The following is a 7,207-nucleotide window of genomic DNA, read 5'->3' on the forward strand; positions in this document are numbered from 1 at the left end:
GCATGACCGCACCGGTTAGGGATCTGCCGCTGCACACGCCCATCGACGGCCGGCACCGCAAGATGCTGATCGACGGCGCCTGGTGCGACGCGCTGAGCGGCCGGACCTTCGAGACGCGCAATCCCGCCACGGGCGCGGTGATCGGCACCGTGCCGCTCTCCGATTCCAGCGATATCGATCTCGCGGTGGCGGCGGCCCGGCGCGCCTTCGACGGGCCGTGGAGCCGGTTCAAGCCCTATGAGCGCCAAGTGCTGCTGCTCAAGATCGCCGACCTGATGGAGCGCCATTGGGAGGAGATCGCGCTTTCCGACACCACGGATATGGGCATGCCCATCATGCGCACGCTCGCCAACAAGAACCGCGTGCTTGGCATGCTGCGCTTCTATGCCGGCATGGCGACATCTATTCATGGCCACACGATCGGCAATTCGCTGCCGGGCGACATCGTCTCCTACACGCGCAAGGAGCCGGTCGGCGTGGTCGGCGCGATCATTCCCTGGAACGCGCCGACCGCCGCGTCGATCTGGAAGATCGGTCCGGCGCTGGCGACCGGCTGCACCATCGTGCTGAAGCCTTCCGAGGAAGCGCCGCTGACACCGCTGCTGATCTGCGCGCTGATGATGGAGGCCGGGGTGCCGCCCGGCGTGGTCAACGTCGTCACCGGCAGGGGTGCCGAGGCCGGCGCGCCGCTTGCCGCCCATATGGAGGTCGACAAGATCGTCTTCACCGGCTCGACAGCGACCGGCCAGAGCATCCTGCGCGCCTCGGCCGGCAACATGAAGCGGGTCTCGCTGGAGCTTGGCGGCAAGTCGCCGGTCATCGTCTGCGCCGACGCCGATCTCGAGCGCGCAGTGCCGATCGCGGCGATGTCGGTGTTCGCCAATTCCGGCCAGATCTGCATCGCCGGCTCCCGGCTGTTCGTCGAACGGCCGATCTACGAAGAGTTCGTCGAGCGGGTCTCGGCCTATGCGGCAAAGCTCAGGATCGGCGACGGCGCCGACCCCGAGACCGAGATCGGGCCGCTGATTTCGCCCAAGCAACTCGAACGCGTCACCGGATTCATCAAGGATGGCACCAGCCAAGGCGCGCGGCTGGTCACCGGCGGCAACCGCATCACCGAGGGTGCGCTTGGTTCAGGCAATTTCATCGCGCCAAGCGTCTTTTCCGGAGTCACCGACGACATGCGCATCGCCCGCGAGGAGATCTTCGGCCCGGTCATTTCGGCCCTGCCGTTCGACACGCTGGACGAGGTGGTGCGGCGCGGCAACGACACGCCCTACGGGCTGGGTGCCGGCGTGTTCACCCGCGACCTCGGCAAGGCGCACCAACTGGCCAACCGCCTGCGCGCCGGCTCGGTCTGGGTCAACACCTACCACGCGATCGATCCGGCGGTGCCCTTCGGCGGCTACAAGATGAGCGGCTACGGACGCGAGGGTGGGGCCGAGCACCTTGATGAATATCTCAACACCAAGGGCGTCTGGATCCGGACGGATTGAGAGGGGCCGTCTGGCGGCGTTTTGCGATGGGATGATCGAAAGATGGAGAAAATCATGAATTCCAGGGAAAGCTGGTCCACATCCGAAAAGAAGATCGCACGCCGCGCCTTCGACGCTGCACTTGAGGTGGCGCTTGCAACGACGATGGCCGAATTCAAGAGCAAGGCCAACGCCGCGACAGTCGCCGCCGACATGTGGGACGTCGAAGACTATTTGCGTGAACAGCGACGGGAGATCGACCGGACGTTCGACTACCGCTACTCCCAGCTTCTTTTCGTCTTCGCGGGTCTCATTCGGGCAGGCTATCTCGACGAGAACCTGCTCGCCGGCCTGTCGCAGGACAAGCGGGAGGTCATTCGCCGGGATATTGCTTTTGCCGAGAGCCGCTGAAGTCACGAGGGCGTAGCAAGGCAAGATGGCGCTCTACGGCGCCCCCCTCTGTCCTGCCGGACATCTCCCCCACGGGTGGGGAGATCGGCCGTTATGGTAACCTTCGCCAATATTCGACGTTGCAGGAAGGGAGCCGGCGCCCGAACTGCCAATCTCCCTCCTTGTGGGGGAGATGTCCGGCAGGACAGAGGGGGGCGCGACGGAATTCGACGGTAGTGTTCTTCGCCGCTACGCTCATCCGACGCCACCCGTAACCGCATACGCGCCAGCCGTGCGCCCATCCTCCAAGCGCACCACCGCCGTCACGATCGAGCCATACGGGCCGCGCCAGGCGCTGTGGAACCGCTGATGCTCGGCGGCCGGGACAAACGCACGCCCGCTAAAGCGTGCCCCGCTCCGCTGCAGGGCGGCCGCCTCGCCGTTGATGTGCACTTTGACGCTGGCCGCCTCGGCGGCTTCACCCGGCAGGTCAAGGGTGATGACGATCTCGTCCTGATCGCCGGAAGGCCGCGTCTCCGCTGCGAGCGTGATGGTGAGCGGAGACGCCTTGGTGTCGGCGGCTTGGCCGGGGCGGTCCACAAACACATCGTCGGGCAGCTCGGGCGTGCGCGGCGGGCGGCTGCGGCGCTGCGTGGAGCGTTCGAAATCGCCGGCCATGCGCAGCAGTCTTTCATCGTCATAGGCCTTGCCAGCAAAAGTGAGGCCGACCGGCATTCCGATATCGGCCATGGTTCCCATCGGCACGGTGACGGTCGGGATGCCGAAATGGCGCCAGACCAGATTGCCGTTGGCGACCCAGGTGCCGTTGCGCCAGGCAGGGGCGGCGGATGCCTCGTTGACGTCGGCGTCGGACGGCCCGACATCGGCGGCGGCGGGCAGCACCACCGCCGCGATGTCCAGCGCATCCAGCCAGTCCTCAAAATCGATCCGTCTCGTCGCCTCCAGCCCCTTCAGGCCATCCTCGAGTGTCGGAATGTCTGCAAAAGCCGTGACGCCGGATTTCGCGCGCTCGACATACTCGGCCAGATCGAAGCCGCCTTCATAGCGGTCGGGCAGCGTGCCTGGCGGCCGCGGGAAGATTTTCGGGCCATCGACCGAGGCGAGATCGGGCAGCGCCGGGTCGGCATTGGCGCGTAAAAAGTCGTCCCAGCCCCAGATGCAGAGATCCCAGAGTTCGCGCTCGGCGAAATCCGGCGGCACCAATCCGCGCTCGACCATGCCGCGCGCGCCGGGGCGGTCGCGCTCGTAGTTGGAGACGACAGGGAAATCGACCTCGATCACCTCGGCGCCAAGCCGACTGAGATCGGCGGCGGCCTGCTTCCACAGGGCCAGCACGGACTCGCGGGTTTCGATCGGCTTGTCCGCTTCGCTGTCGCGGCCGATATACATTTTGGGCACTCCAAGCCGCATGCCTTTCAGAGATCCGGCTAGCGGAAGATCGCTATAGCGTGGCGGCCGCACCTCGGAGCTTTTCGGCAGGGTGACCCAAGGCTGCGCACGCCAGAAATCGCCTCGCGTCTCAGGGTCGTCGGCGACGATCACGTCGAGCAGTTCGAGCATGTCGGGGACGCTGCGCGTATGCGGCACCACGACATCCATGGTCGGCACAAGCGGCCAGTTGCCGCGCACCGAAATGACGCCGCGCGACGGCGTGTAGGCGACCAGCGCGTTGTTGGTGGCGGGCGCCCGGCCGGACGACCAGGTTTCCTCGCCCAACCCGAAGGCGCAGAAGCTGGCCGCTGTCGCCGTGCCTGATCCGTTGGACGAGCCCGACGCGAAGGCGGCGGTCAGGTAATCGGAATTGTAGGGGCTCTCGGCGCGGCCATAGACGCCGCGCTGCATGCCGCCATTGGCCATTGGCGGCATATTGGTCAGGCCGATCAGGACCGCGCCGCCGGCGCGCAGCCTGGCAATGGTGAAGGCATCCTCATTGGCGATGAGATGTTCGAAGGCCGGCGAGCCGGCGGCGACCGTCAGGCCCGACACCTTGTAGCTGTCCTTGGCGGTGTAGGGGATGCCGTCGAGCGGCCCGAGCACAACGCCGTCGCGGCGCCGCCAGTCGGAGGCGGTCGCTTCAATGAACATGTCAGGATTGAGCACCGGGACGGCGTTGAGGGCTATGCCGTGCCGGTCGAAATGCGCAATGCGCCTGAGATACGCCCCGACCAGCTCGACGCTGGTGACGGTGCCGTCATCGAGCGCGCGGCGCAGCTGGTCGATCGTCGCTTCGACGAGATGAAGGCCGGCATCGGTCATCACGGGTCCCACATTTCCACGCACCATGGATGAGCGAAGTGGCCAGCTTCGGCAAGAGCCTATCGCGGTCTTCGTTGGAACTTTTGTCCGGCTGGCGATTTTGGATGTATGGTGCGATTCCGGACGGCCAGGAGGGTGTTGCCGATGACCACGAAATGCATTGCGATCCTAGCTCTCGCTGTGGCAATGGGCTCAAGCCTCTGCGTCCCTGCCTTCGCTGGCGACCGGCATCACGACCGCCGGGTCCAATCCGAACGCTACGTTCCCGCCGAAGGCGATCTCATCGACATCCTGTTCGGCGGTCCGCGTTACTACGACCAGCAACTGGTCACGACGGCGGCCGGCGCGTGCTCCTACCATCGCGTCGGACCCGACGCGAATGCGTTGAACAAGATCAACGATCATCACTGCGGGAAGTAAGGCAGTAGGCAGTAGGCAGTAGGCAGTAGGCAGTAGGCAGTAGGCAGTAGGCTATGCTTCAACGCCGGCCGCTTTCCTTCATCCGCTTGATGATCTCGGCCATCAGCGCCAAGTCGCGGCTGAATCGGCAAGGTCGGTCAGTGGCTTTCGCCACGGCATGCCCCTTTACGCCAGCGATTCCGCATGTCTTAGGCATGTCTTATAAGAAATTGAGACGCACCAAGATTTAAATTGATGCTCAGAGATCTTGGCCAGCTTTCGCGTTGCATCCAATCCGCTTGAGGATGTCCTTTACGTGCCCACGTGTGGCTGGACCAACGTCCGTGCCGCGTCTTTGCCTGCCGCGAGGATGCGATCGGATAATTCGGTCCCTTTCACGGCGCGGGCCATTTGAAGCGCACCGATGAGCGTCGCAAAAACAGCAAGCGCCACGCCTTCCGGGTCCTTGGCCCGCGGAAATGCCTCGGCCAATTGGCGCACCAAAGCCAGCAAGTGGTCGGTATAGGCGTCGCGCGTTTCAGGTGGCTGACGCGCCAGCTCCGGCAGCAGCGCGGCTGACGCACAGCCTTTTCCCGGATTGTCCCGATGCTCGGCCGACAGGTACGCCTCTATGGCCATCTCCGGGCCACCCGAGGCCAATGCTTCCGCCAGCTGCTGCGCCTGAAGCTCCATGGCTGCCGCCACGCTTTCGCGCACAAGCTCCGCCTTGGATTGGAAGTGGGGATAAAACGCGCCGTTCGTCAGCCCGGCGTCGCTCATGATGGTCGCCAGTCCGGAGGCGGCTATGCCGTCGCCGCGAAAGCGGTCGGCGGCTACCTCCATGATCCGGCTGCGTGACGCGTCTTTCCGGCCCTTTTCGTAGCGCATGGCTGCTATTCCTCCTTGCTATTGCATTATAATCATAATCTGATAGTATGACTGTAATTCAACGGGCACAAAAAAGCTAGCCCCCATGAGTTTGGAGCACGAAATGAATATGAATTCGGGAAAAACCGCGATCGTTACCGGAGCCTCCTCGGGCATTGGCCGCGCCAGTGCCGAGGCGCTAGTGCGGGCAGGGTTCACTGTCTTCGGAACGAGCCGCCGCAAGGCTATGGCCCGGACGGGGTGACCATGCTGATTTGTGACGTGACCGACGGTGAGGCCGTCGCCGCACTTGTCTCAACGGTGCTCGCGCAGACCGGGCGGATCGACCTGCTGGTCAACAATGCCGGCGTCGGTCTGCTTGGAGGCGCCGAGGAATCCTCCGTGGCACAGGTGCAGGCCCTGTTCGACGTCAATCTGTTCGGTGTCATCCGCATGACCAATGCGGTGTTGCCGTCGATGCGGCGGCGCGGCGAAGGACGCATCGTCAATATCGGCTCGGTATTGGGACTCGTGCCGGCGCCGTATTCAGCGCATTATTCGGCGGTCAAGCACGCGCTCGAGGGCTATTCGGAATCGCTCGATCACGAGGTTCGTGCCTTCAATATCCGCGTCTCGGTCATCGAACCGGCATTCGTCCGCACCGTCTTCGACCAGAATGGGATCGAGCCGGATTCTCTGTTGAAAGAATACGATCGGGCTCGAGCCGGGCTCGAAGCGCTCCTTCGCGATGTGATGCCCGTAGCCGACCGGCCGGAAGTGGTGGCGCAGGTGGTCGTCAAGGCGGCGACCGAGGCCAATCCGCGACGGCGCTATACTGCCGGCAAGGCAGCGCGGCAGGTCAGCCTGCTGCGCCGCTTTGCCCCCGCGGGAATATTCGACAAGAGCCTGCGCAAGCAGTTCCGCCTGCCGGTTTGAACCACAGCGAGCAGAAGGGTTCACGCACATGCGACACACCAGAATCATTTTCAGAAAGTCACTGCCATGAAGGCATTCGTCGTCGACAAATATAGCAAGAAGGACACTCTGCGATTGGCCGAGATGCCGGAACCGGAACTCGGGGATAGCGATATCATGGTCGAGGTCCACGCCGCGGCGGTGAACCTCCTCGATTCCAAGGTCAAAACCGGAGAGTTCAAGCTTATCCTGCCCTATCGCCGGCCCTTCATCCTGGGCCATGACGTGGCCGGGACGGTTGTCCGCGTGGGATCGAAAGTCCGCAAGTTCAAACCTGGCGACGATGTCTATGCGCGGCCGCGCGATGGCCGGATCGGGACATTCGCCGAGTTCATCGCCATGGATGAAGCCGACGTGGCCTTGAAGCCCAACAATCTCAGCATGGAAGAGGCGGCCTCGATCCCCCTGGTCGGTCTGACTGCCTGGCAGGCGCTCATCGAAAGGGCAAACCTGAAGAAGGGCCAGAAGGTCTTCATTCAAGCCGGTTCCGGCGGCGTGGGGACATTCGCCATCCAACTGGCAAAGCACCTCGGCGCGACGGTTGCGACCACCGCCAGCGCGGCAAGTGTCGATCTGGTCAAGGGGCTCGGCGCCGATGTCGTCGTCGACTACAGGAAAGATGACTTTGAGAAAGTCCTGTCGGGCTACGATGTCGTCTTGAACAGCCAGGACGCCAAAACGCTTGAAAAATCCTTGAATGTGCTGAAACCGGGTGGGAAGTTGATCTCCATCTCCGGTCCGCCGGATCCCGACTTTGCCCGGGAAAAGGAACTGAACCCCGTGCTGAGGCTGATACTGCGACTGTTGAGCCGCGGTATCCGGAC

General features: G+C 63.8%; 6 protein-coding genes and 1 pseudogene. 5 read left to right on the plus strand and 2 right to left on the minus strand.

Annotation, left to right across the window (positions count from 1 at the left end):
• Window positions 1–2 precede the first annotated feature (2 nt).
• Complete coding sequence (locus NKH03_RS11425) at window positions 3–1,496, plus strand: aldehyde dehydrogenase family protein (RefSeq protein ID WP_502913506.1); 1,494 nt, start codon at window positions 3–5, stop codon at window positions 1,494–1,496.
• A 54-nt stretch (window positions 1,497–1,550) separates the two neighbouring features.
• Window positions 1,551–1,886 (plus strand): fluorescence recovery protein, encoded by a 336-nt coding sequence (frp, locus tag NKH03_RS11430; RefSeq protein ID WP_352870430.1) that lies wholly within the window; start codon window positions 1,551–1,553, stop codon window positions 1,884–1,886.
• Window positions 1,887–2,120: 234 nt separating this feature from the next.
• On the opposite strand, the gene NKH03_RS11435 is transcribed toward frp, so the two are convergent.
• On the minus strand, window positions 2,121–4,142 hold the full coding sequence (locus NKH03_RS11435; RefSeq protein ID WP_352968435.1) for an amidase: 2,022 nt from the start codon (window positions 4,140–4,142) through the stop codon (window positions 2,121–2,123).
• 144 nt (window positions 4,143–4,286) lie between these two features.
• Between NKH03_RS11435 and NKH03_RS11440 the strand changes: the two genes are divergently transcribed.
• Window positions 4,287–4,562 (plus strand): hypothetical protein, encoded by a 276-nt coding sequence (locus NKH03_RS11440; RefSeq protein WP_352968436.1) that lies wholly within the window; start codon window positions 4,287–4,289, stop codon window positions 4,560–4,562.
• Window positions 4,563–4,853: 291 nt separating this feature from the next.
• On the opposite strand, the gene NKH03_RS11445 is transcribed toward NKH03_RS11440, so the two are convergent.
• Window positions 4,854–5,429: a TetR/AcrR family transcriptional regulator gene (locus NKH03_RS11445; protein ID WP_352968437.1), complete on the minus strand. Its 576-nt coding sequence runs from the start codon at window positions 5,427–5,429 to the stop codon at window positions 4,854–4,856.
• Window positions 5,430–5,532: 103 nt separating this feature from the next.
• On the opposite strand from NKH03_RS11445, the pseudogene NKH03_RS11450 reads away from it, so the two are divergent.
• Together NKH03_RS11450 and NKH03_RS11455 are read left to right on the plus strand one after the other, a co-directional pair.
• Window positions 5,533–6,344: pseudogene (locus NKH03_RS11450) on the plus strand (oxidoreductase).
• Window positions 6,345–6,410: 66 nt separating this feature from the next.
• Window positions 6,411–7,207 (plus strand): NADP-dependent oxidoreductase (locus NKH03_RS11455; RefSeq protein WP_352968438.1); only part of this gene is annotated, 797 nt, incomplete at its 3' end.

It is taken from the genome of Mesorhizobium sp. M1406 (genome assembly GCF_040317555.1).
Taxonomy (GTDB): Bacteria; Pseudomonadota; Alphaproteobacteria; order Rhizobiales; family Rhizobiaceae; genus Mesorhizobium.